General features: G+C 59.3%; 23 protein-coding genes. 3 read left to right on the forward strand and 20 right to left on the reverse strand.

Translation table 11 applies throughout. The annotated features are described in order from the left end of the window. Positions 1-19 precede the first annotated feature (19 nt). The gene (locus tag AB5750_RS01480) at positions 20-715 is read right to left on the reverse strand and encodes a Bax inhibitor-1 family protein (protein ID WP_117655137.1); all 696 of its coding nucleotides are present in this window, start codon (positions 713-715) and stop codon (positions 20-22) included. 84 nt (positions 716-799) lie between these two features. After that, positions 800-1,138 (reverse strand): hypothetical protein, encoded by a 339-nt coding sequence (locus AB5750_RS01485; RefSeq protein ID WP_138374472.1) that lies wholly within the window; start codon positions 1,136-1,138, stop codon positions 800-802. Between the two features lie 249 nt (positions 1,139-1,387). Between AB5750_RS01485 and AB5750_RS01490 the strand changes: the two genes are divergently transcribed. From AB5750_RS01490 to AB5750_RS01500, 3 genes are all read left to right on the forward strand, one after another. Further along, on the forward strand, positions 1,388-2,437 hold the full coding sequence (locus tag AB5750_RS01490; RefSeq protein WP_006234237.1) for an inorganic phosphate transporter: 1,050 nt from the start codon (positions 1,388-1,390) through the stop codon (positions 2,435-2,437). A gap of 67 nt (positions 2,438-2,504) precedes the next feature. Continuing rightward, positions 2,505-3,128, forward strand: a complete 624-nt coding sequence (locus tag AB5750_RS01495; protein ID WP_117655140.1) for a DUF47 domain-containing protein — start codon at positions 2,505-2,507, stop codon at positions 3,126-3,128. Between the two features lie 285 nt (positions 3,129-3,413). Beyond that, on the forward strand, positions 3,414-3,944 hold the full coding sequence (locus AB5750_RS01500) for a nitroreductase family protein (RefSeq protein ID WP_368145180.1): 531 nt from the start codon (positions 3,414-3,416) through the stop codon (positions 3,942-3,944). Positions 3,945-4,110: 166 nt separating this feature from the next. On the opposite strand, the gene AB5750_RS01505 is transcribed toward AB5750_RS01500, so the two are convergent. From AB5750_RS01505 to mraY, 18 genes are all read right to left on the reverse strand, one after another. Next, complete coding sequence (locus AB5750_RS01505) at positions 4,111-4,785, reverse strand: DivIVA domain-containing protein (protein WP_006234242.1); 675 nt, start codon at positions 4,783-4,785, stop codon at positions 4,111-4,113. A gap of 61 nt (positions 4,786-4,846) precedes the next feature. Further along, positions 4,847-5,134 carry a YggT family protein gene (locus AB5750_RS01510; protein WP_040358293.1) on the reverse strand — a complete coding sequence of 96 codons (288 nt, stop codon included), beginning with the start codon at positions 5,132-5,134 and terminating at the stop codon, positions 4,847-4,849. A 15-nt stretch (positions 5,135-5,149) separates the two neighbouring features. Then, a complete protein-coding gene (locus tag AB5750_RS01515; RefSeq protein WP_022094497.1) occupies positions 5,150-5,872 on the reverse strand; it encodes a cell division protein SepF in 723 nt (240 codons plus the stop codon). Between the two features lie 60 nt (positions 5,873-5,932). Further along, entirely contained in the window at positions 5,933-6,670 is a 738-nt protein-coding gene (locus tag AB5750_RS01520; RefSeq protein ID WP_368145179.1) for a YggS family pyridoxal phosphate-dependent enzyme, read from the reverse strand. Positions 6,671-6,789: 119 nt separating this feature from the next. Further along, positions 6,790-7,647: a phosphate signaling complex PhoU family protein gene (locus AB5750_RS01525; RefSeq protein ID WP_006234247.1), complete on the reverse strand. Its 858-nt coding sequence runs from the start codon at positions 7,645-7,647 to the stop codon at positions 6,790-6,792. 92 nt (positions 7,648-7,739) lie between these two features. Continuing rightward, the gene (gene pstB, locus AB5750_RS01530; protein WP_035137966.1) at positions 7,740-8,543 is read right to left on the reverse strand and encodes a phosphate ABC transporter ATP-binding protein PstB; all 804 of its coding nucleotides are present in this window, start codon (positions 8,541-8,543) and stop codon (positions 7,740-7,742) included. 12 nt (positions 8,544-8,555) lie between these two features. Further along, positions 8,556-9,461, reverse strand: coding sequence for a phosphate ABC transporter permease PstA (gene pstA, locus AB5750_RS01535; RefSeq protein ID WP_161159738.1), 906 nt, complete (start codon positions 9,459-9,461; stop codon positions 8,556-8,558). 3 nt (positions 9,462-9,464) lie between these two features. Further along, the gene (pstC, locus tag AB5750_RS01540; protein WP_161159735.1) at positions 9,465-10,388 is read right to left on the reverse strand and encodes a phosphate ABC transporter permease subunit PstC; all 924 of its coding nucleotides are present in this window, start codon (positions 10,386-10,388) and stop codon (positions 9,465-9,467) included. A 1-nt stretch (position 10,389) separates the two neighbouring features. After that, entirely contained in the window at positions 10,390-11,226 is an 837-nt protein-coding gene (locus AB5750_RS01545; RefSeq protein WP_161159733.1) for a phosphate ABC transporter substrate-binding protein, read from the reverse strand. Further along, positions 11,223-12,023, reverse strand: coding sequence for a purine nucleoside phosphorylase YfiH/LACC1 family protein (locus AB5750_RS01550; RefSeq protein WP_368145176.1), 801 nt, complete (start codon positions 12,021-12,023; stop codon positions 11,223-11,225). The genes AB5750_RS01545 and AB5750_RS01550 overlap by 4 nt, the downstream gene beginning before the upstream one ends. 216 nt (positions 12,024-12,239) lie before the next feature. Continuing rightward, complete coding sequence (gene ftsZ, locus AB5750_RS01555) at positions 12,240-13,394, reverse strand: cell division protein FtsZ (RefSeq protein ID WP_117734951.1); 1,155 nt, start codon at positions 13,392-13,394, stop codon at positions 12,240-12,242. A 199-nt stretch (positions 13,395-13,593) separates the two neighbouring features. Further along, complete coding sequence (locus tag AB5750_RS01560) at positions 13,594-14,382, reverse strand: cell division protein FtsQ/DivIB (protein ID WP_338400818.1); 789 nt, start codon at positions 14,380-14,382, stop codon at positions 13,594-13,596. Positions 14,383-14,806: 424 nt separating this feature from the next. Further along, a complete protein-coding gene (gene murB, locus AB5750_RS01565) occupies positions 14,807-15,718 on the reverse strand; it encodes a UDP-N-acetylmuramate dehydrogenase (RefSeq protein ID WP_006234257.1) in 912 nt (303 codons plus the stop codon). Between the two features lie 5 nt (positions 15,719-15,723). Further along, positions 15,724-17,142 carry a UDP-N-acetylmuramate--L-alanine ligase gene (murC, locus tag AB5750_RS01570; RefSeq protein ID WP_368145174.1) on the reverse strand — a complete coding sequence of 473 codons (1,419 nt, stop codon included), beginning with the start codon at positions 17,140-17,142 and terminating at the stop codon, positions 15,724-15,726. A gap of 97 nt (positions 17,143-17,239) precedes the next feature. Continuing rightward, positions 17,240-18,355: an undecaprenyldiphospho-muramoylpentapeptide beta-N-acetylglucosaminyltransferase gene (murG, locus tag AB5750_RS01575; protein WP_161159724.1), complete on the reverse strand. Its 1,116-nt coding sequence runs from the start codon at positions 18,353-18,355 to the stop codon at positions 17,240-17,242. Beyond that, entirely contained in the window at positions 18,345-19,838 is a 1,494-nt protein-coding gene (gene ftsW, locus AB5750_RS01580) for a putative lipid II flippase FtsW (protein ID WP_161159722.1), read from the reverse strand. The genes murG and ftsW overlap by 11 nt, the downstream gene beginning before the upstream one ends. A 35-nt stretch (positions 19,839-19,873) precedes the next feature. Continuing rightward, positions 19,874-21,280: a UDP-N-acetylmuramoyl-L-alanine--D-glutamate ligase gene (gene murD / locus AB5750_RS01585; protein WP_368145172.1), complete on the reverse strand. Its 1,407-nt coding sequence runs from the start codon at positions 21,278-21,280 to the stop codon at positions 19,874-19,876. A gap of 9 nt (positions 21,281-21,289) precedes the next feature. Beyond that, positions 21,290-22,309, reverse strand: coding sequence for a phospho-N-acetylmuramoyl-pentapeptide-transferase (gene mraY / locus AB5750_RS01590; RefSeq protein ID WP_368145171.1), 1,020 nt, complete (start codon positions 22,307-22,309; stop codon positions 21,290-21,292).

A 22,309-nucleotide genomic window follows, 5' to 3' on the forward strand; every position in this document is an offset into this window, starting at 1 on the left:
GCACCGCCGCAATTCGCCACTAGTCGCGACGGCCGAGGATGTTCAGAATGCGCAGGAACACGTTGATAATATCCACGAACAGGTTAGAGGCCATAAGCACGGCGTTGGGCAGTGTAGGCGGCACTGTCGTGGCAACATAGGTGTCGTAGCCAATAAAGCCGGCGAACACCACGATCACGATCAGGTCGGTGATGGTCTGCGAGACGCCCATGAACATCAGCACGATCTCAACCAGAATAGTGGCGAGCAGAATGCCAAAACCGATGCCATATACGCGCTGGAAAAACTTGGGGAACGTCACGCCCAAGGCGCCAAAGACAAAGGTGATGGCGGCCGTGGCGATAAAGGCAGTGTTGATGGTGGGCAGGTCGTAGTTGGCAAGGCCAAACGACGCGGTCAGGCCAAAGGTACTCGCAAAGATTACGTAGCCCACAAGGGACAGGCCCACGGACTGTTTGCTGGCAGCAGCCGACATCATAACCATGCCGACGATGGTCAAAATAAACGAGCCAAAGACCAGCGGCAAGGCGGCGCCGCTCATCATCATGCGCGCAAACGACATGGTGCTCGTAAAGTAGGCGCCGGCGCCCATGGCGCAAAAGCCCAAGAAGATCAGGGCAGACATGGTGAGATTGTACGCGCGCGGCGACATCTCCTTGGCGCGGCTTGCGCCGCTCTCGACGGGGCCGTTCTGATAGCCCTGGATATCGTTCATAGGTTCGTCCTTTCAAAAAGCGCCACAAATAACGGCGCAGTAGCTGACAAGATTCCTGTCATTGTACCCGAACGCCGTGCGTCCTTACCTACGGCGCTCGCCCTCAAGCGTACGGTCGAATGCCCACACCCACCAACGCATCAGGTGGGCCTGCGAGCCATCTGGTCGTTCGCGCGTCTGGTCCTCCAGATACAACTCGGTCGCGTGCCCGCCAAAACGCACCTTATAGGTTGCCGTACGGATGCCGTGAACCGTCAGGCCAAACCCAGCGGTCGAGACAATCTCGTCAATCGTAAAGCAACGACCGTCGACCCAGCAGACGGTGACCGGCACGACCTGTCCGCCCGCGAGGATGCGAGCCACGACGTCCACATACTGCTTGTGCACGCGCCGAGTTTTGCCATCTGTCTGTCGATATTCCATGTCTCCTATTATCGAACGCATGTTTGCATGTTGTAAAGCGAACAGACTGTGGTTTTGGAGTGTCGGAGCGAACGCGCGTGTCCGCATGGCGTGATAGCAAAAAGAACACCCACGGTCAACAGGGCTAATATTCAATTTTAGTGCCAAAAAATTACTTCTCCCATCAGAACTCGGCAAAGAAACCCGTAGGAGGTGATACGATTTATCATGTTTTTGTAACGTGTCTGCAAACTTCGAGAAAGCCCATATATGGACGTAACGTTCTCAACCTTCCTCGGCCAAATTGTGTCGAACCCAGTCCTTGCCGTCACCGTGATCCTCGCGTTGGGCGCCATCTTCGTCAATGGATGGACCGACGCGCCCAACGCCATCGCGACCTGCGTCACTACGCGTTGCATGCCCGCCCGCGCCGCCATTCTCATGAGCGCCGCATTCAACTTCCTCGGCGTGCTCATCATGACGCACTTTAATGCGAGCGTCGCCAACACCATCTCACATATCGTCGATTTTGGCGGAAACAGCACCATGGCGCTCGCCTGCCTGTGCGCGGCGTTGTTCTCCATCGTCGTCTACGGCGCCACAGCGTCGCGTTTTGGCATCCCCACCTCGCAAAGCCACAGCCTTATCGCCGGCCTGACCGGTGCCGCTATCGCCCTCGGCGGCGCGAGCAGCGTCAACGTCCACGAGTGGATGAAGGTCATCTACGGCCTAGCACTCTCCATCGGCCTGGGCTTTGTCATGGGCTGGGTCCTGTGCAAGCTCGTCTCGATCCTTTTCGCCGCCGCCAACAGGCGACGTGCCAATGTCTTCTTTAAATACGCTCAGATCGCGAGCGCTGCGGCCATGAGCTTTATGCACGGCGCGCAGGATGGACAGAAGTTCATCGGCGTGCTCTTTTTAGGCGTGGCCTTTGCCAGCGGCCAGACGAGCGTCGGCGATGCAGGCATCCCCATCTGGATTATGCTGCTGTGCTCGGCCACCATGGGTATCGGCACCAGCGTGGGCGGCGAGCGCATCATCAAGTCCGTCGGCCAGAGCATGGTTAAGCTCGAGAAGTATCAGGGCTTCTCCGCCGACCTCGCGGGCGCCGCGAACCTGCTACTTGCCACCCTTACCGGCATCCCCGTGTCCTCCACGCACATCAAAACCTGCGCCATTATGGGCGTCGGTGCCGTCAAGCGCCTTTCGGCCATCAACTTCGGCGTCGTCAAGGACATGATGTTCACCTGGTTCTTCACCTTCCCCGCCTGCGGACTCATCAGCTTTGTCATGGCCAAGCTGTTCATGATGTTCCTCTAGTCAAACCGAACGTCCATCTGGACCGCAACACTTCGCCCACCCGTCTTCGCCTCGAAAGGACCCACCCATGGCAAAGAAACCCGATTCGTTCTACTTTGACAACTACGTCGCCTGCGCCGACCTTGCTGTCCAGGCCGCAGAGTTGCTCATCAAGATTTTTGAGAACTTTGATCCCGCGCAGATCCACGACATGCTCGAGGAGATGCATGCGATTGAGCATGCGGCAGACAAGAAGCACCACGAGCTCGAAGACGCCCTGCTCACCGCCTTTATCACCCCGCTCGAGCGCGAGGATCTGGATCTGATGAGCTGCGCGCTCGACACCGTGCTCGACCGTATTGAGGGCGTCGTGCAGCGCGTCTACTTCACCAACATTCAGAGCATCCATCCCGACGCCATCGTCATCGCCCACAAGGTGACTGACGCCTGCCGCGCCATGAAAGACCTGATGGTCGAGCTTCCCAACTACCGCAAGTCCAAAACGCTGCGCGAGCTGGTCATCCAGATCAACACCATCGAGTCCGAGGCCGACGAGCTCTACATCAACGCCATGCGCAACCTGCACGTTAACGGCAAGGATCCGCTCGAGGTCATCGCTTGGCGTGACGTCTACGCCTTCCTGGAGTACTGCGCCGACTGCTGCGAGAATGTGGCCGATGTTGTGGATTCGATTGTCATGAAGAACAGTTAATTGGGGGTACGTATCCCACCGGTCGCGGGCCCGACCACTAATACCTTTTTCACTCCGGCTGCAAGCAGAGTCGTTCAAAAGGTATTAGTGGTCGGGCCCGCTCCCTTACGTACCACCATTGGGAACTTTGGCTGAGGGGTTGAGCGTGGTGGGGCCTTTGCTGTGATGGCCCTTGATTGCTCGGGGTTTTACTTTGGTATTCGATGAGCGATTGGCTGATTGCTGCTTTGGGTACTGTTTGGGTTACTTTGGGTTTGTTTGATTTTTAATTGTTGGAGGGCTTGTATGTCTTATTTGGATCTGGCTCGGGGTCGGTATTCTTGTCGTGAGTTTGAAGATCGGGCTGTGGAGCAGGCTGTGGTGGATGCCATTGTTGAGGCTGGGCGGATTGCTCCTTCTGCTTGTAATAATCATCCTTCTCGTGTGATGGTGCTGGATACGCCTGAGCTTCTGGAGAAGGCTGCTGCTTGTCAGCCTCGGTTTGCTCGTGATGGATCTATCTTTGGCGCTCCGCTCATCTTCCTTATTTGTAGCGTTACCGAAGACGCTTGGGTGCGCCCGTATGACCAGATGAATTCCAGTGAAATCGATACGTCCATAGTGTGCGATCAGATGATGATGGAGGCCACCGAGCAGGGCCTGGGAACGTGCTGGGTATGCCATTTTAAGCCTGGGGTGGCACAGGAGCAGTTCAATCTGCCCAAGGGCGTCTATCCCTATCACATGCTCGTCTGTGGATATCCTGCCGACCACATCGCCGATCCCGAGCATCGCGAGGCCCGTACCATTCCCCTCTCCGACTTCCTCCTCAAGTAGGTTTTGGGACATGCCTTAAAACCTACCCTTGACCGCTCACCCGTTCGCCGAGTTCTGCGCCATTATGTGCAGGGCTCGGTTTTTTATGTTACGCACTCCGGCACAGTCATAAAAAAGGACCCGCAAGCTGCGGGTCCTTTCTAGGCACTAAATTGTAGGCCGAATGTTAGTCCAGGTCGTCGGCAGCAAAGTTGTCGATCGGGGCGAAGGGATCGGCCACGGGGACAACCGGGTCAGCGACGGGCAGCGGCTCGGCGGGAACAGTCACCGCAGGAGAAGCGGCAGAACCGACCGGCGTGGAGGCCATGAGGTCGGCCGGGAAGGAGTTCTGGGCATCGTCCATGAAGTGCTGGATGAGCTTGAGATACTCTGCCTTGAACTCCTCACGGGAAGCCTTGAGACGATCGATCTCCTCGAGCTCGGCCTGCTTCTCGGTCAGAGCCTGGCGGATAACCTCGCGGGCCTTGGCGTCAGCCTCGTTGCGGATACGCTCAGCGTTCTCGTTGGCATCGTTGACGATGGTCTCAGCGGTCTGCTGGGCAGCGATCAGGGCAGCGGAAATCTGGCGCTCCTGAGCGGAGAAGTCAGGGGCGGGAGCAGCCACGGGGGCGGCAGGAACGGCCTGGGCGGTGGCATCCTGAGCTTGGGCAAGCTGAGCCTGCGCATCGGCAAGCTGCTGCTCGGTAGCAGTCAGACGACCCTTAAGGTCGACGATCTTAGCGAGCATAGCGTCAACCTCGGAGGACAGCGTCTCCAAGAAGACGTCGACCTCGGCAGGATCGTAGCCACGCTTGGCCTCAGAGAAAGTCTGAGCCTGGATGTCTGCAGGGGTAATAGCCATAACAAGTCTCCTTTTTCATCGCCTCGGCGCTACACGCCCGACGTAAGTTACTAAGACAGTTCTACACGAGTATACCTATAAGAAGCTGCAGAACCAGCCTCTGCACCAACTGCAACGCAATAATCGCAACGACCGGCGAAAAATCGATACCGCCCATCGGCGGGATGAAACGACGGAACAGGTTGAGCCACGGACCGCACACGCTATCAAGCACCGCAGCAATATCCTGAAGCAAACCACCCTGCTTCATGGGAATCCACGTCATAAAGCAGTAGACGACAATGAGCGTGGAATAGAAGTTGAACAGCGTGTTGACCAGCTGGACGATAGTGTAGATGTTGATGGGAATCTCCTCGTCTTGTCTTTACTTAAGGTAGCCGTCGGCACGAAGCTTCTTGAGATCGGAATCTTTGACCTCGCAACCGGCGGGCAGCACCATGAACACGCGGTCGCCCACCTCCTTGACCGTGGCACCCAGACCGCAGGCAAAGCCGTAAGAGAAGTCCAAGACGCGCTTGGCAACTTCGGTGCGTACGCCCACAAAAATCAGTGCGACAGGCTGCTTGGTGCGAACGCGGCGCACCACAGTCTCCACGTCGTCATAGCTCTCGGGGCGCAGGACATAGGCCGGCAGCTGCGGCGTGGCGTTGATGATATTGCTCGCATAGGCCGAGGCATCGCTCGGTGCAGGCGCGGGTGCAGCGGCGGCACGGGCGCGGGTATTCTCGGCGTAGCTCGACGGCGTGTCATAGGCACCGGGACGATAACCGCTCGCAACACTGTCCTGCGAGCGCGAAGGCGGGTTATACGTCGTGGCATGGCGGGAGTCATCGCCGACCAGCTGACCGGAGCGCGTATACACGGCAACCGACTCAGCTTCACCGCGGCGCGTCTGACCAAGCAGGCCGTTGCTCGGCTCGTCTTGGGTGTAGAAGCCCTCGCCCGAAGCACCGCTGTAGCCGTTGCCCTGATAGCCATCGTCGTAGCCGTCATCGTAGCCGTAGTCGTCGTCCTGGCCATAACCCTGGTCGTAACCCTGCTGGCCGCCCAGGTGCATCTTATTTTTAATCTCGTCAAGGAAGCCCATGGTTGTGTCCTCTCGCGGTTTAGTGCAGGCGCCCCGATAATCAGTGCGCACTTCAGAGCCTTATTTTACTGCAAACTCCGGGCTAAATACTACCCTGCCCAGGCGAACGAGCGTAGAGCCCTCCTCAAGGGCAGACTCAAAGTCCTCGCTCATACCGCAGGAAAGCTCAGGCAGGTTCAAATCGGGATGCGCCGCCTCCAGCTCATCCCTCAGCTCACGAAGCCCCGCAAAGGTGCGGCGTGCCACATCCTTATTCCCCCGGGGCGCCATAGTCATAAGCCCCTGTACGCAAATTCCCTCAAGTTCTGCAAGCTCACCCGCGGCGGCGCGAATCTCATCGGGTGAAAAGCCTCCCTTCGACTCCTCACCACTCACATTGACCTCAATGAGCACACGCTGGGGGCCGACGAGCTCGCCTGCCTCAATCTTGCGAACAGCACGGCTCGAGATCGCCTGCGCCAGATGCAGCGAACCCACCGAGTGAATCAGCTCGGCTGAGCCCAGCACCGCATTGATCTTATTGGTCTGCAGGTTGCCGATCATATCGAAGCGCACCTCGGGCAGCTCCGGATGCTCCGCCAGACCCGTGAGCTTGCGAACCAGCTCCTGCGGGCGGTTCTCGGCAAAATGGCGATACCCCGCCTGGATGGCGGCAACGGTCTCATCGACACCAACGGTCTTGGACACGGCAATGAGGCTCGCGGCGTCGTGGGTACGGCCCGCGCGATCGAGCGCCGCATAAAAACGTTCCAGAATCTGCTCGCGGCGAGCGCGCATCAAGTCCAAATAGTTATCCATTGCCAATCGCCTCCGCTGACAGCCAAACAAGTAGTCCCATGCTAACGCAAGAGCGCGGCCCCGCATGTGCAAGGCCGCGCTCACTTAGGTATTTACAATCTTTCGACGAACGGGGTTACTTACTCCTCGTCGTCCTCGCCATCGTCCTCATCCTCAAGATGATCGAGCAGGTAGCGAAGACCCTCGCTGACCTCGTTAACGGGCACCTTGGCAACGTAGCGTGCATCGACGGCGGGCCTCATGATAACACCCTCGCCCGAAGGCACGCGCATGCTCTCGAGCTCATCCTCATCAGTGCAGGCGATATCACCGGCAGTCATACGCTGTCCGGTCAACAGGAAGGTCAGACGGCAGGCGGCATCGATGGAAATCGAGGCGATGCGATCGAGATAGCGCGATACCATGATGGCGCGGCGCAGGTCGTCATAGTTGCTGTCGTCGTCCATAAAATCGCCCGTGTCCATGCGGTTAAAGGTGCGGAAGAACTTCTCGTAGGCGGCGTGCACTGGCTCGTCCTCGACGGCCAAGTTGCAGATGATGGACATGTCGTTGGTGACGAGCGCAGAAAGCGAAGAGCCCAGCACCTGGTAGACGGCCTCAGCCTCGGCCTCGACCGTGCCGACAAGCTCCTTGGGCAGCGAGATGTCGGCCTTGATCATATGACGCGTGGCGCGGCAAATCTGGCGAACCTTATCGGTCATGCGCTGCAGGTTAAAGTCGACGTAGATGATCGTCTGCAGCAAGCGGAAGTCGGAGGCGACCGGTGACTGCGTGGCAATCAGGTTGTAGCAGACGGCCTCCAGGTTGGCGCAGCGTGCGTCAATCGAAAGCGTGCGCTTCTTGGTCTTGGTGGCGAGCTTGCGGTCGTCGGTCACATAGGCCTTCACGGCATCGTGGAGGGCCAGATCGACGGCCTCGTAGATGCTCAGCATCTCGTGACGGGCCTCGATGAGCTGACGGGAAAACAGTTTGCGCATGGTTCACTCCAATCAGTTGGGTGCGGTCATGCCGCCCGCACAGTGAATACGCACCGGACCAGATCCGATCGGCTTGGGACTAGTCGCACCGATCAGCCAAAGCGGCCGGTGATATAGTCTTCCGTCCGCGAGTCCACCGGGCTGGTGAAGATCGCGTCGGTTTGACCATACTCGATGAGCGTAGCGGGCTCGCCGGCAACTTCCTGCAAGAAGAATGCGGTGTAGTCGCTAATGCGAGCTGCCTGCTGCATTGAATGCGTGACGATGATGATCGTCATCTCGGGCGCCAGCTCGGCCATCAGATCCTCGACCTTAGAGACGGACGTGGGGTCGATGGCGGAGCAGGGCTCGTCCATCAGTAGGACATCGGGCTGCACCGCAAGCACACGCGCGATGCACAGACGCTGCTGCTGACCGCCCGAGAGCGCCAAACCATCCTTGTTGAGCTGATTGGATACCTCTTTCCAGAGGTTGGCGCGCTTAAGCGATTCTTCCACGATGTCATCGAGGTCGCTTTTGCTAGTCACACCCTGCAGACGAGGGCCAAAAGCGACATTCTCGTAGATGGATTTGGGGAACGGGTTGGGCTGCTGAAAAATCATGCCCACGCGGCGGCGAAGGTCGACCGGGTCGACGCCCTCGGCATAGATATCGTTGCCGTCGAGCGTCATGGTGCCCTCGACGCGGGTGCCCTCGATCAGGTCGTTCATACGGTTGATGCAGCGCAAAAACGTCGATTTGCCGCAGCCCGAAGGACCGATAAACGAGGTGATGGCGTTTTTGGCGATGTTGAGGTCGAGCCCCGTCAGCGCATGAAAGTCACCGTACCAGAAGTTGAAATCCTTGGCCGTGATGGCCGCTTGCTCCGGCGTGGGAGCGGACTGATAGACGGACATGGGACTCCTTAACTAGTGGCGCTTGCGCGACAGATAACGCGCAAACAGGTTGAAGGCCAGAATAATCGCCATCAGCAAAAGCGCGGTGCCGTAGGCTGCGTTCATGTTGATGCCGTCATTGGCAAGCAGATAAAGGTGAACGGTCATGGGACGACCGGAATCGAGCGGCGAAATAGGCAGGTTGATGGCCTGACCCATGGTGTAGAGCACCACGGCGGTCTCGCCGATGGCGCGGCCGATGGCAAGCACGATGCCGGTGGCGATGCGGCCAAAAGCCGAAGGAAGCACGATCTTGGAGACGACCTGCCACTTGGTGGCGCCCAGGCCATATGCACCCCAACGGATATAGCGCGGAACGGCGCGGATTGCCTCCTCGGTGGTACGCATGACAATAGGCAGCATCAGAAGTGCCAGCGCCAGGGCGGCCGAGACCATCGAAAGGCCCAGACCCATAGCCTCGACAAACAAGGCGTAGCCAAAGAGGCCCATAACGATGGAGGGCACCGAGGCCAGGGCATCGGCAGCATAGCGAATGATGTCGACGACCTTGCCCTGTTTGGCGTACTCGGCCAGATAGACCGCAGCCAGGACGGCAACCGGCGTGCAGATGAGCATGGCGAGCGCCGTCACGTAGATGGTCGAGACGATCGTGGGCCAAATGCCGCCCTCGGCGTTGACGCCCTGCGGCCAGCCGAAGATAAAGTCGAGCGAGATATGCGGCAGGCCGTTGATGACCACGTAGGCGATGATGGCGATCAGCACCAGCGTGGTGATATAGGCCGCGGCGCGAAACACGCCGAGCATGATCTTGTTGGACAGATCCTTGTTGATGCGGCCCTTCTTGCCATGGGAAAGGGCACGCTTGATGCGCTCACGCGACGAGGTCGTATCGACCGTCGTGTCAACGGAATCGGACATAGCCTACCCCCTCTTCTTGGAAATCAGGCGGACGATACCCACCAGTGCAGCGGAGATGATAAACAGGACAACGCCCATGCCAAACAGAGCCGAGCGGTGCAGGCCCGAGGAATAACTCATGTCGAGCGCGATCTGACTCGTGAGCGTCGAGATGGGGCTCGAGATGCTATCCGGAATGACCGGGGCGTTGCCAACGACCATGAGCACGGCCATGGTCTCGCCGATGGCACGCCCCATGCCCAAGACAATCGCATCGACGATACCCAACTTGGCTGCAGGCAGCACGACCTTGTAGATGGTCTGCCACTTGGTGGCACCCATAGCATAGGACGCCTCGCGAATGCCCATGGGAATGGAATTGAGCGCATCGATCGTGAGCGTGGTGATGGTGGGCACGATCATAATGGCGAGCACGAACCACGCCGTCAGCGCGCCAAAGCCAAGACCGCCGGTCAGCTGCGCGATAAACGGACGGATGATGACCATGCCAAAGAAGCCGTAGATGATAGAGGGGATGCCCGCCAGCAGGTCGACGGCGGGGCTGATGAGCTTGCGCACGCGCTTGCTGGCGATCTCGACCAGATATACAGCCGTGCCCACACCCAGGGGCACGCCCATGGCGAGCGCACCGACCGTCACCAGACCAGAGCCCGCCAGCAGCGACACGATGCCGTAGTGGCCCTCGGAGGGCGCCCACGTAAAGCTAAAGAAGTCCGCCAGACCGATGTCGGTAAAGACCGGCAGCGCCGAGTACGTGGTAAAGACAAAAATCAGGATGACGGTGACGACCGCCAAGAACGCGCAGGCAAAAAAGATCCACTGCAGCGCCTTCTCCTTAAGATAGGTGCTGCGCGACACCAACGCCAACTCACGCTTTTTGGGAGCCTGAGTCTCCTGCTCAATCTGCGGGGTTTCCTGTGCTTCCACGCTACTCACTCCCCTTTCCGTCGTTGGTGACGGGAATAAAGCCCGCCTCGCGAATCTGCTTGTCCATCTTCTCGGACGTCACATAGTCAATGTAGTCCTGCGCCTGCTGCGAAGGCATACCCTTCACAAAGAAGTAAAGGTCGCGCGAGATGGGATATCCGCCGCTTGCGACCGTCTTCTCGGATGCCTCGACATGGTTGACCGAAACGGCCTTGACCGAGGTCTTGGCGTTGAGGCTCTCGACAAAACCCAGCGAGATGTAGCCAATGGCGCCACGCGAGCGAGACACGACATCGCGTACCTGGCCCGTACCCGAAAGAACGGCCGAGCGACGATCGAACGGCGTGCCGTCCATCACGATGGTACGGAAGGCCTCGCGCGTACCGGACGCCTCGTCGCGGTTGATAACCTGAATCTTCAGGTCCTCTCCGCCAACTTCCTTCCAGTTGGTGATCTTGCCGGCGTAAATATCGCGGAGCTGCTCGGTCGAGAGATTGTCGACCGGGTTGTCGTCGTTCACGATGACTGCGATGCCGTCGTGCGCGACTACGATCGGGGTCAGGCCAAGGTCTTGCTCATCGTCATTGAGGCCGCGAGACGAGCTGGCGATGTCGGCTGTGCCGTTGCTGACGGCCTCGATACCCGCAGAGGAACCAAGGCCGGAGACGAGCACGTCGATGCCGGTCTCTCCCTTAAAGCCCTCGGCCGCGATCTCGGCAATAGGAAGGCACGTGGTCGAACCGGCCACGGTAATAGAAGATGTGGAAGATCCCGAGGAGCAGGCACACAGCGTGAGCGTGAGCACTGCTGCACTCAAGGCCGATGCGATCTTTCTCATAGCATCACGCCGATCGCAGCATGGCGCCCGCAGGTGCCGCCCTCGTTGCGGTAGGAATAAAAACGATCGTTCTGACGAACGGTGGAAAGCTTGGTGTCCACAATGCCGCTCGCCTCGACGCCGGCGTCCATAAGCGCCTCGCGAATGGCGGCGGAAAGATCGAGCATACGAGAAGCGGTAGCATCGATGCACGCGAACTCGGTGGCAAAGCGGTCTATAAGTTCTTGAGAGACCTCGTACTCGTCGCCTAGAATATGGGGGCCAATATAGGCAGAGATGTCGTCCGGCTTGCAGCCAGCCGCCTCGCAGAGCGCTTGGCACGCCTTGGCGGAAATGCGCGCAATCGTGCCTTTCCAGCCAGAGTGCACCACGGCAAAGCCACCGGGAGCCACCAGCACCACGGGAACGCAATCGGCAAAGCAAAGCATCACGGGCACCTCATGCGCCGTGCAGACAATGGCATCGCAGCCCTCGGCAATCTGCTCGCGAATGTTCTCGAGATCACCGGCACCGTTCGAGGTCACCGTCACGACATGGTCACTGTGTACTTGATTGGGAACAAGCAGGTTGTGCTCGCACTCGGCGGCCCCTATGGCCTCGAGTGCGCGTCGACGATTTTCTTGAACGGCAAAGGGGTCATCGCCAACATGCGAGCCCAGATTGAGTGAGGAGTACGCATCTTCGGAAACACCGCCGGCGCGTTCGGTGAAGGCAAAGCGAACATCGTGCGTCGCACCCTCCACCAACGTAACTCCATCATGGTCGACACGCGAAACGCTGTCCGCACGTGCTGCCATACTAAAGCCTCCTAATAACACAAGTATCGCGGCGACACCGCAGCAGTCCGTGTCATACGGCTGCCATACTTCATCAAAATGATACCCGCAGCGGCAGGGACCAAACGTAAAGGGAACGTAAGGAGATTGGAGGCTTTCTTTTACAAAGTCGAAACACAACAAAAAAGGGGTGCGCCCAATCGGTCGCACCCCATGCAGGTCGTTGAGAAAGACGAACTAGAAGCTACCGCGCTTCAGGAAGTCGGGAAGCTCGAACTGATCGTTGCCGAAGTTAGGAAGCTCGGTGCCACCGACGTTGCGGGTCGGAGCGGCCTGAGCCGGGCTGGCGGCAGGAGCGGTGCGCTGCGGCTCAGCGGAGGCAGCGACCTTGCTCTGAGACTGCTGAGCAGCAAAGAGCTCGTCCTGACGGTTGACGTTGGAGTCGGAGAAGCCCGTAGCGATGACGGTGATACGCACCTGATCGCCCAGGGACTCGTCGACAACGGTACCGAAGATGATGTTGGCCTCGGGGTCGACGGCGTTGGCGACAACGTCGGCGGCGTCGCTGATCTCCTGGATGCCCAGGTCCTTGGAACCGGCGATGGAGAGCAGCACGCGCGTGGCGCCATCGATGGAGCTCTCGAGCAGCGGGCTGGAGATGGCCTGCTGGGCAGCGTCGACGGCACGGGTATCCCCAGAAGAGGTACCAATACCCATCATGGCGGTGCCGGCCTGCTTCATGATGGTCTTAACATCGGCGAAGTCCAGGTTGATGATACCGGGGACGGTGATGAGGTCGGTGATGCCCTGGGTGCCCTGGGAAAGGACGCCATCGGCAATCGCGAAGGCCTCGAGCATGGTGGTCTTCTTCTCGGCGATGTCGAGCAGCTTATCGTTAGGGATGACGATCATGGTGTCGACGCAATCGGAGAGGGTCTTAATGCCCTCCTCGGCGCTCTTCTTGCGCTTGCGGCCCTCGAAGGTGAAGGGCTTGGTCACGACGGCGACGGTCAGCGCACCGACCTCGTTCATCGCGATATCGGCAACGATGGGAGCAGCGCCGGTACCGGTGCCACCGCCCTCGCCGCAGGTGATGAACACCATGTCGGCGCCAGCGAGCGCCTCGGCAATGTCGTCGCGGGACTCATCGGCAGCCTTGCGGCCAACCTCGGGGTTGGCGCCGGCGCCCAGGCCGCGGGTAAGGTCGGTGCCGATGTGCACCTTGATATCGGCATCAGAGATCGCGAGTGCCTGAGCATCGGTGTTGATGGCAACAAACTCGACGCCGCGGATGCCCTCTTCGATCATTCGATTGACCGCGTTGGTACCGCCGCCGCCGACGCCGACCACCTTAATGACGGCAAGGTAGTTGTTGATCTCTGTCTCGTGCATGTCGGTCCTCCGAACAAAGGTTATAGCCATAGCATGGGTCGACCCCTGCGCACATTAACCTTCAGGTTGAAAGTAAATGCAAAGGTAAACCGTATTATGTTTGCACATTATGAACGTATCAGTCAAATAATTGACCGTGAAAACCAAACAAACCAGATAAACGGCGTGGTATGGCCCCTCAACAAAGCATCAACCAGCGCTACGAGGTCGGAGCGTTCCTAAATGTATAGTTACCCGGAGAGCGCACATTGATATACGTTACGCCCTCTACCTGCGAAAGCAGCTTGGTGACTACGCGCTCCTTCTTGACGATATCGTTCGAATCGCCCAGCGACACTTCAATGCCGTTATTGAGGTTTGCCGAGATGGCTTCGACCGAAGGCGTGGAAATATCCTTGACTTGTCTCAAGAACTCGCTCGAAAAACCACGCACATAATCCAAGCCAGCCTTAACGGCCTTGGAGCTCACCGCCTGGCCGGAAACCGGAGCGACATCCGCCGAGACATCAGTCAACAACACCGCGCCATAGTGCTTAGCGAGCGCCAGCGCGGCATCAATGCCGGTCAGGGTATTTGAGCCCTGCCCCGTCGTGATGACGTTGCCCTGGTCATCCACTTCGACCGACGTCGACAGCGGGGCGATCCAGGTGTCATCATCCCCGATGGCCCAGGCAAGGTCATCGGAGCTGATATAGGCAATTGCGATGACCTTGCGCTCCATCGGCGTAATGATGAGCGTATGCGGGAACTGACGCTGGACATCCACGCCCGAGACCCACGGATTCTGCTTGAGGTCCTCGGTAATCTGGTCGGGATCGACGTTAAAAAGCGACGTTCCCTCGGGCAAATCGATCAGCTGGATAGCATCGTGCTTCGTCACGTGCTCGCTGCCTTGAATCTGAATATCAGTGGCGGTAAACAACCCAGAGTTAATCACCACGATGGAAACGACGACGAGCACGGCCAAGACGGCCAAAACGCCGCCCACGATTTTGCCTTTGCCTGTAACGACAGAAGCGGCGTCTGATGTTTTATTTGCCATCGCCCTAAGTGAAGACAACGGGTTGACGCCTTTTTTACCCGAAGGCTTCTTGGCGGTAGCCGGCACCGATGTCAGCGAGCGAGGTTTCGATGCGCCCAGCGTGCGACCTGGACGCGGCGCTTTAGTTCCCGTCGAGGGCTTAGGAGTTGCCATGGGACGGGCAGGTTTGGCGCCCATAACAGGCTTTGACGTCACCGAGGGACGCGAGGACTTTTTTGCGGCCGGACGATTACCGAGCTGCGAGCCGACGACCGGACGACTGGTCTGTCGAGCACGCCCGACAGACTTAGAGTGCGCGACGGTATTGCGTTGAGGTTTGGCAGGCGCGCCGGAACGCCCTCCGGCGCGGCGGAAGGTGGGTTTCGATGCTCTAGAAGCCGAGGAATTTAACTTCCGGTCTGAGCTCGATGCCATACGCCTCCCTCACCTTTCCGTGCACATGTCTGATAACCGCGGCAACGTCATCGGCCGAGGCGGTTCCGTTATTAACGATAAAATTAGCGTGAACGGGCGAAACTTCCGCGCCGCCAATCGAAAAACCCTTTAATCCACAATCCTCGATAAGCTTGCCCACACTCGCATCGGGCGGGTTGCGAAAGACCGACCCGCAGGATGCGCGACCCATGGGCTGCGTACGCTTGCGCCTCGTCAGGTACCGCTCCATGCGCTCGCGAATGTCGGCCTTGGGCGCCGGTTTAAGCTTGAGCACGCACTCGAGGATAATCTCATTGCGGGGAAGGCTACATTCGCGGTAGCCCCAAGTGATCTCGGACCCCGCATAATGCTTGATACCGGATGCCGGGTCAAACGTTACGACATCCTCAACCAGCGAGCCAATCCACTCGGTCCGTGTGCCTGCATTCATAGATATCGCACCGCCAACCGAGCCAGGGATGCCAACGGCAAACTCAAGGCCCGAGAGGCTACGCGACAGGGCATCGTTGACCAGGCGCGCAAACATCACGCCCGCACCGACCGTCAGCGTACAACCGTCATCGGCAACAACCGTGCGCTGAAACTCACGTCCGAGCGAAATGACGGCACCGCGATAACCGCCATCGGCAACCAGCAGATTGGAGCCCTTGCCGATGATGACCCACGGCACCTGCTCGCGATCGAGCACCGCCACGGCGCGGCGGAGGGCATGATAGCTATGGCACGTCACAAAGAGGTCGGCCTTGCCGCCGATACGATAGCTCGTATGACGCGCAAGGCGCTCGTCCTCGATCACATCCGTGTCGATCATACCCGAGAGCGCCATGACGGCGTTAAACAGACCCATTAGACTTAAGCGTCTTTCTTGGCAGTCAGATACTCGATAAACTCGGGACCGACGGTCGTAACGTCACCGGCACCCATAGTGAGCAGCAGGTCGCCCGCGCCCACCATCTGCTCGAGCTCCTGATTGAGCTCAAGACGGCTGGAGCAGTACACGACCTCCTTGCCAGGATGCTTGGCGCGCACGGTATCGGCGAGCATCTTAGAGGTGACGCCCGGAATGGGCATCTCGCCAGCCGAGAACACATCAATCAGCAGCAGTTTATCGGCATTGGCAAATGCATCGGCAAAGTCGTTGCACAGGGCCTGCAGGCGCGAATAGCGGTGCGGCTGGAACACGACGTCGACGTGCTTGTAGCCCAGCGACGAAGCAGCAGCAAGCGTCGCCTTGATCTCGGTGGGGTGATGGCCATAATCATCGACCACGGTGATGCCATCGATATCGCCCACGTGGGTAAAGCGACGGCGGACGCCCTCAAAGCTCGAGAGCGCCTTGGCGGCGGCGTCGATGTCAAGGCCCAGGACATGGGCGATGGTGAGCACCGCTGTGGCGTTGAGCATGTTGTGGCGACCGGGGTTGCTCTTGATCTCCACAGCGTGCTCAGTGCCGTCCTCAAAGCGAACGATAAAGTCGCTCTGGATGCCCTTGACATCCGGGTGCATGCAGACGATGTCGTTGCTCTCGGCAAAGCCGTAGGAAAGCACGTGACGACCCGTCGACTTGGCGAGCTCGACCAGATGCGGGTCCTCACCGCAGACGATGACGGTGCCGTCCTCGCCCACCAGGCTCATGAATTTGGCGAAAGTCGCCTCGATCTCCTCGATACCCGAGTAGTGATCGAGGTGGTCGGCCTCGACGTTGGTCACGATGACCACGTTGGGGTTCAGGAACAGGAAGGAGCTGTCGGACTCGTCGGCCTCGGCGACAAAGTAGTCGCCCGAGCCGTTCTTGCCGTTCGTGTCATAGCCCTCGACGATGCCACCGATCAAGAAGCTCGGATCCAGACCCATGCGGTCGAGCATGGTGGCGCACATCGAAGACGTGGTGGTCTTGCCATGCGTGCCGGCAACAGCGACGGTGGTGTAGCCGTGGCCCAAAGCAGAGAGCATCTTGGCACGGGGCCACACGGGAATACCAAGCTCGCGAGCGCGCACGAGTTCAGGGTTGGACTCCGGAATAGCGGTGGAGACAACAACCACGTCGGGCTTGACCTCGTCGATCGTGGCGGCCTCATGGCCCACATGCACCTTCACACCAGCGCGGGTAAGCTGGCGGATATAACGTGACGTCTTAAGGTCGGAGCCGGTAACGGCATAACCGCGCTCGTGCAGAACGAGGGCGATGCCGCTCATGCCGGCGCCGCCGATACCGATAAAGTGGGCGCTCTTAAACTCGGGCGCGGAGGTTGCAGTCTGGGAATCAGCCATGTGCTCGTGTACTCCTTGCGTAAACACTGCCTGTAACCCGTTAACTGTACCGCACCTACCGCATCAGCGCGAGGGCGACCGACGATATCCCGTCTAACTAACGCAAACCCTCTACCGCATCCGCCAGAAGAGCGGCGGCCCTATCCTGAGCCAGACCACGCGCCGCCTGACGCATGGCGTCGCGTGCCGCCGCGTCATCGACCAGGTGCAGCAGCTCATCGGCAAAGGCAGAACCGTCGATATCGGCATCGGCGCAGAGCACGCCGGCCCCGGCGTCGACCAGATAACGGGCATTGGTGGTTTGGTGGTCGGCTGTCGCATGCGGGTACGGCACGAGCACCGAAGGCACGGCGAGCGCAGCGATCTCGGCCACGCTCGATGCGCCCGAACGCGAGAGCACCAAATCGGCAGCAGCCAGCATATCGCCCATGTTGTCGATGTAAGGCTGGACGCGGTAACGCTTCGCCTCCTCGGGCGTCAGCGCCAAAGCGCGCTCGGTCTCCTCAAAGCCGTCGGCACCCGTCGAATGCAACACATAGAGGTTCTTGCGCGAAAGCAGCTCGTTTTTGAGCGAAGTCACGCGCTCGTTGAGGTGCTGAGCGCCAAGTGAACCGCCAAAGACGAGCAGCAGCGTAGCGTCCTCGGGAACGCCAAGTGCCTTGCGGCCGCGAGCGCGATCGCCCTCGATTACCGAGCGACGTACGGGGTTGCCGGTCATGAGCACGTGGCCAGGGTCACCTTCGCGCTCAAAGACCGAACGCGCTGCCGGCACCGAGATGCACACGCGGGCGGCGTGGGAGTTCATCATCTTGTTGGCCAGGCCCGGAACAGAGTTCTGCTCATGCAGCAGATACGGAACGCCCGCGCCCTTGCACCACCTCAGCAGCGGAACCTCGACATAGGCACCAAAACCAATGGCGGCATCGGGCTTGCCGACCTTTGAGAAATGACTGGCGAGCGTACGTATGGCCTTGTTGACACGCCACAGCGAGGTCAGCGCCGTCCAAGGACGGGAGCGGTCGAAGCCCGTGACCGTAATGGGCACAAAATCAAACCCAGCCTCGGGGACCAGACGACCCTCGAGCTTGCGCGACTGGCCCACGAATACAACGTGGTGGCCACGGTCACGCAGCTCTTCGGCCAAGGCGAGCGCGGGGTTGATGTGTCCTGCCGTGCCGCCGGCTGCAATAGCAACGGTCATCTTATCGGTCATGGTAGTCCCTTCGTACACGCGGTCCCTGGTCGTCGGTACGCAGACGCGCCGACGGGTCCGAGTTCAAATCGATTCGATTATATCCGCCGCCCACGTTGCGAGGGCTGGGGCGCTGCGGACGACCTTGCGGAGCCGTTCGCGAGCGTGGACGAGCTGCCGGCTCGGTCGCAGAGCCATCCAGGACGGTAAAACCGTTACGCGAAGATCGCTCGCCGCGCACGTGGGGCACGCCGGCGGTACTCTCATCCATAACGGCAAAGCTCTCACGGCGGCGGTCATACTCATCGCGGCGGGCGCTCTCGTACGAAACGCGCAAGATCAACCCGGCAAGCATGAGCGACACAATAATCGACGAACCGCCGTAGCTAATAAACGGCAGCGGTTTGCCCGTCATGGGAAACACGTTGAGGATGCCCAGCGCGTTAATCAAAAACTGCACCGCGAGAATGACCGCGGAGCCAGATGCCATAAGCGCGCCCCGACGATCGGTCGCCTGCTCGGCAATGCGAAACGCCGAGTAGATCAGCATCGCAAACACCAAGAAGAACAGCACGGTTCCGACAAAACCGACTTCCTCGCCAATGATGGCCAGGATGTAGTCGTTGTGCGCTTCGGGCAGATACGAGTACTTCATGGTTGAGTTGCCGATGCCGCGGCCGAACAGACCGCCCGAGGCAAAGGCCATGATGGCAAGCGTGGCCTGATAGCCGTCACCATACTCGTCGGCCCAAGGGTTCAAGGCAACCTGAATACGCACCATACGGTACGGCTCTGCGACAAGCGCAATCACGATCACGAGAATGCCGAAGATTAGCACGCCGATGATAAATCTGGGGTCGAGACCCGCAAACAACGCCATGCACATGAGGGTCAACAGGATGATCAGGACAGTACCGAAATCGGGCTGGATAAAGATCAAAAAGAGCGAAATGCCCAGGTAGATGCCCATTTTGCGAAGGAATTCGTTGATGTTGCCACCGGGCGAAAAGAAGCGATCAAGCATGATGGCCGAATACGCAATGGCAAATGGCTTTAAAAACTCGGAAGGCTGGAACTGAATACCGGCGATGTTGAGCCAGCGCGTGGCGCCACGGCTGCCGCTGCCCACCAAGAACACCAGAAGCAGTAGCCCCATCATGCCGATAAGGAAGATCCTGAGCACATCCTCCCCAAACCAGCTGTCCGGCAAAACGCGCACGATGGCAATCAGCGCCAGAACACCGACCACGGCAAACGCGGCCTGTCGACCCAGAAAAAACGTCGCCGAGCCATTCTCGTGCAGCGCCTCGACCGAAGACGCCGAGTACACCATCAGCAGGCCAAAGCACACCAAGGTAAACAGACAGGCCATGAATATCAGACGGGGGCGCATGATACGGGCGGGAACACCGGCAATATAGCGTTCGCTAAACGACTGCCCGCCGCGGCTGGAACGCGGTGTGATGCGCCGTGAGGAAGCACGGTCCGAGTCGGGCCTCCTCATACCTTGTCGGGGGCTCTCCTCTCTCACCGCAACCCCTATTCCATTTGTGATTTCGCTGTAGCGGCAAGCTGAGCCACGTAGTCCTTAAACACGCGGCCGCGCTCCTCATAGCCCGAGAACTCATCGAACGAAGAGCAGGCAGGAGAAAGTAAGATCACGTCACCACGGCTCGAAAGCGAACGGGCGACGTCCACGGCGTCGCGCAGGTCATCCGCCTGGGCGATATCCACATCGCCATCGACATCGGCCTCATCCATAGCGGCGGTGAAGCGCTCGCGCGCATCGCCAAAGCAGACGACCGAGCGCACGTTGTCCATAACGACGCGCGCGAAGTCCGTGAGCGGCGTGCCCTTATCGTGGCCGCCGAGCAGCAAGATCACATCGTCATCGGGAAATGCCGTCAGCGCCTTCTCGACCGCATCGGTGTTGGTCGCCTTGGAATCGTTGACGTAGCGCACGCCGTCAATCTCGCCACACGGCTCCACGCGGTGCTCGAGCGGCTGGAACGAGGCCAGACCGCGGCAGACACCATCGATATCGGCACCGACTGCCAGGGCAGCCGTGGCAGCGCACAGGGCATTGATAACATTGTGATGGCCCGAGATCTTGAGCGCGGATGTAGCGATGAGCGGGGTCTCGACACCCTTCAGACGCACAATCATCTTGCCATCGCGCACAAAGGCGGCATCCTCGCCCTCAGGCTCGTCAAAGGCAACCTTGCAGATGCGACGACCCGGCGTGTAGATGTACTCATCGAACTCGTGAATGCCGGCGTCTTCGACGTCGACAACCGCCAGATCGTCATCGACCATATTGTCAAACAGTTTGATCTTGGCAAGCGCGTAGTTCTTATGGCTCTTATGCCAGCCCAAGTGGTCGGGAGTGATGTTGAGCAGCACCGCCACGCGGGGGTGGAGCTCGGTTGTCGTAGCAATCTGATAGCTCGAGAGCTCAGCCACAAACCACTCGTTGTGGGCTCGACCGTCAATCTCGTTGACCGGCGGCTCGCCGATGTTGCCGACAGCAACGCTGGCCTCGCCGGCAGCCTTGAGCAGATAATCAGTCAGCGACGTGGTGGTCGTCTTGCCGTTGGTGCCCGTGATGGCAATCCAGTTATCGGGCGACAGGCGATAGGCAAACTCGGGCTCACCCATAATCTGGGCGGCATGCTCGCGCCCGGCCTTAAAGAAGCCCGAGAACTCCGAGATGCCCGGGCACGTCACGCATACGTCATAGGCGCCCTCGACCTGTTCGGTCCCATAGACAAACGACGCACCAGCAGCCTCGAGCGCACGCGTGGCGTCATTGGGCGCAGAGGTGCCGCCGCCATACACGGTAACGGCGCTTACGCGCTCGGGATGTGCCAGCGCCCAGCGGGCGACATCGAGACCGGATTTGCCCTGACCCAAAACGAGCAGGCTAAAGACATCAGCAAGAGGCATGAAAGACCACTATCCCAACTGGAAGAACAGGGCAAGGCCAACGGCACCAAAGGCCGCAGCGATAATCCAAAAACGGACGACGACCTTGGTCTCGGCCCAGCCCTTCTTTTCGAAATGATGATGGATGGGCGCCATAAGGAAGACGCGCTTGTGCGTAAAGTGGAAGTAGACAACCTGAATCATGACCGACAGGGTCTCAACGATAAACAGGCCGCCGATGATGAGGGAGACGACCTCGGCGTTGGTCATGATGGACGTGCAGGCAAACGCAGCGCCCAGGGCAAGCGAGCCGGTATCGCCCATAAAGATGCTCGCCGGATAGCAGTTGAACCACAGAAAGCCCAAGCAGGCGCCGGCACACGCGGTGCAGAAGATGGACAGGTTCACGTCTCCGTGCAAAAACGCCATGGCGGCCATGGCGAGCATGGCAATCATGGAGGTGCCGCCAGCAAGACCGTCAAGGCCATCGGTCAGGTTCACGGCATTAGAAAGACCGGCGATCATCAGCCAGCAAAAGACAATGTAGAGCCACGGGAACGAAAGGCCGCAGATGGTGGTCGAAAGAACACCGAGGTCAATCGTCAGGCCGCCGGGAAAACGAATCTCGGGGGCAACGCCGCACCAGTTGACGGCAAGCACCGTAAAGGTGACACAGATAATGGTTAGGCCGATCATCTTGGCATGGGGCGTCAGACCGAGAGAGCGCCCATGCGTAACGGAGGTCAGGTCGTCGATCAGGCCCAGCACGCCGGTCGCCAGCGTGGCAAGCAGCACGAGCACGAGCTCGGTGGTGAGCTTGCCCATCAGCAGGCAGGCCAGCGAGATCGCGACGAGGATGACAACGCCACCCATGGTGGGCGTTCCCTGCTTAACCAAATGACGCTTGGGGCCGTCGGCACGAACCTGCTGGCCGATACCCTCGACCTTGAGCAGCTTGATCCACCACGGCATGAGCAGCAGCGCAATGGCAGCGGCGATGCCAAGCCCCAAAAAAGCCTGATACGTTGGATACGAGGGATTGCCGAACAT

The organism is Collinsella aerofaciens (assembly GCF_040926185.1).
GTDB lineage: Bacteria > Actinomycetota > Coriobacteriia > Coriobacteriales > Coriobacteriaceae > Collinsella > Collinsella aerofaciens_BC.

What these genes read in the sequence shown, in the direction of transcription:
- pstB (WP_035137966.1), bottom strand. Translation starts at nt 8,543, where the DNA reads ATGTCCGTCTATCAGTCCGCTCCCACGCCGGAGCAAGCGGCCATCACG.
- murB (WP_006234257.1), bottom strand. Translation starts at nt 15,718, where the DNA reads ATGGGTCTGTTTAACGCCGTCATGGCGCTCTCGGGTATGATCGACACG.
- AB5750_RS01480 (WP_117655137.1), bottom strand. Translation starts at nt 715, where the DNA reads ATGAACGATATCCAGGGCTATCAGAACGGCCCCGTCGAGAGCGGCGCA.
- AB5750_RS01520 (WP_368145179.1), bottom strand. Translation starts at nt 6,670, where the DNA reads ATGGATAACTATTTGGACTTGATGCGCGCTCGCCGCGAGCAGATTCTG.
- ftsW (WP_161159722.1), bottom strand. Translation starts at nt 19,838, where the DNA reads ATGAGGAGGCCCGACTCGGACCGTGCTTCCTCACGGCGCATCACACCG.
- AB5750_RS01495 (WP_117655140.1), top strand. Translation starts at nt 2,505, where the DNA reads ATGGCAAAGAAACCCGATTCGTTCTACTTTGACAACTACGTCGCCTGC.
- mraY (WP_368145171.1), bottom strand. Translation starts at nt 22,309, where the DNA reads ATGTTCGGCAATCCCTCGTATCCAACGTATCAGGCTTTTTTGGGGCTT.
- AB5750_RS01550 (WP_368145176.1), bottom strand. Translation starts at nt 12,023, where the DNA reads ATGGCAGCACGTGCGGACAGCGTTTCGCGTGTCGACCATGATGGAGTT.
- ftsZ (WP_117734951.1), bottom strand. Translation starts at nt 13,394, where the DNA reads ATGCACGAGACAGAGATCAACAACTACCTTGCCGTCATTAAGGTGGTC.
- AB5750_RS01545 (WP_161159733.1), bottom strand. Translation starts at nt 11,226, where the DNA reads ATGAGAAAGATCGCATCGGCCTTGAGTGCAGCAGTGCTCACGCTCACG.
- murD (WP_368145172.1), bottom strand. Translation starts at nt 21,280, where the DNA reads ATGCCTCTTGCTGATGTCTTTAGCCTGCTCGTTTTGGGTCAGGGCAAA.
- murG (WP_161159724.1), bottom strand. Translation starts at nt 18,355, where the DNA reads ATGACCGATAAGATGACCGTTGCTATTGCAGCCGGCGGCACGGCAGGA.
- AB5750_RS01525 (WP_006234247.1), bottom strand. Translation starts at nt 7,647, where the DNA reads ATGCGCAAACTGTTTTCCCGTCAGCTCATCGAGGCCCGTCACGAGATG.
- murC (WP_368145174.1), bottom strand. Translation starts at nt 17,142, where the DNA reads ATGGCTGATTCCCAGACTGCAACCTCCGCGCCCGAGTTTAAGAGCGCC.
- AB5750_RS01505 (WP_006234242.1), bottom strand. Translation starts at nt 4,785, where the DNA reads ATGGCTATTACCCCTGCAGACATCCAGGCTCAGACTTTCTCTGAGGCC.
- AB5750_RS01500 (WP_368145180.1), top strand. Translation starts at nt 3,414, where the DNA reads ATGTCTTATTTGGATCTGGCTCGGGGTCGGTATTCTTGTCGTGAGTTT.
- AB5750_RS01490 (WP_006234237.1), top strand. Translation starts at nt 1,388, where the DNA reads ATGGACGTAACGTTCTCAACCTTCCTCGGCCAAATTGTGTCGAACCCA.
- AB5750_RS01485 (WP_138374472.1), bottom strand. Translation starts at nt 1,138, where the DNA reads ATGGAATATCGACAGACAGATGGCAAAACTCGGCGCGTGCACAAGCAG.
- pstA (WP_161159738.1), bottom strand. Translation starts at nt 9,461, where the DNA reads ATGTCCGATTCCGTTGACACGACGGTCGATACGACCTCGTCGCGTGAG.
- AB5750_RS01515 (WP_022094497.1), bottom strand. Translation starts at nt 5,872, where the DNA reads ATGGGCTTCCTTGACGAGATTAAAAATAAGATGCACCTGGGCGGCCAG.